Below are 686 nucleotides of genomic sequence, written 5' to 3' on the forward strand. Positions count from 1 at the left end.
AGCAGGTGCGTGATGAAGCGCACCGTTTTGCCATTACCCGGCACCGGGCCAAACGTGACAAAAAGCGCGGCTCATCCATACTGGAAGTAATTCCGGGCTTAGGGCCTAAACGCCGTCGTGATTTACTGACCCATTTTGGCGGGATTCAGGGGGTATTAAAAGCTTCAGAAAAAGACCTGCAACTGGTTCCGGGACTTGGCTCAGTGATGGCACGCATGATTTACAAGACCCTGCATGAATAAAAAACCAGAACGACCAGGGCAAAAATGCTCACTGACCGGGGTGTCATCCGTCATTTCTCACGTGGCTTTTTCCAGGCAGAATAAAGAGAGATCAACGCACTAAGGAAGAACAATGTCTTTACATGGATTGTATGCACAAATTGCCGAGCAGGAATGGGTCGATTTCCCAGAAGGCTGGTTACAGGGACGCACTTTGTATGGTGGTCTTGCAGCTGCGATGATGATGCAAAAAGCGGTATTGGCCATTCAGGATCCAAGCCAGCGCCTGCTGAATGCCAGTGTGACTTTTGTAGGTCCGGTTAAGCAGGCCAAAGTCCGTCTGACTGCAGAAATCTTGCGACAAGGCAGGTCTGTCACCACCATTGAAGTGCGTTTATGGCAGGATCAGGCCGTACAAAGTATTTTGCTTGCCAGTTTTGGAGCGGCCCGGGAGTCGGAGATTCA

At 50.6% G+C, this 686-nt stretch carries 2 protein-coding genes; both read left to right on the top strand.

Annotation, left to right across the window (positions count from 1 at the left end; genetic code table 11):
* Positions 1 to 242: helix-hairpin-helix domain-containing protein (locus E2K52_RS14555; protein WP_264765950.1), on the top strand; the 242-nt coding region annotated here is incomplete at its 5' end.
* Positions 243 to 354: 112 nt separating this feature from the next.
* Positions 355 to 686: thioesterase family protein (locus E2K52_RS14560; RefSeq protein WP_151205699.1), on the top strand; the 332-nt coding region annotated here is incomplete at its 3' end.

The sequence above is a fragment of the Acinetobacter sp. RF14B genome, from assembly GCF_006864105.1.
Taxonomy (GTDB): Bacteria; Pseudomonadota; Gammaproteobacteria; order Pseudomonadales; family Moraxellaceae; genus Acinetobacter; species Acinetobacter lwoffii_C.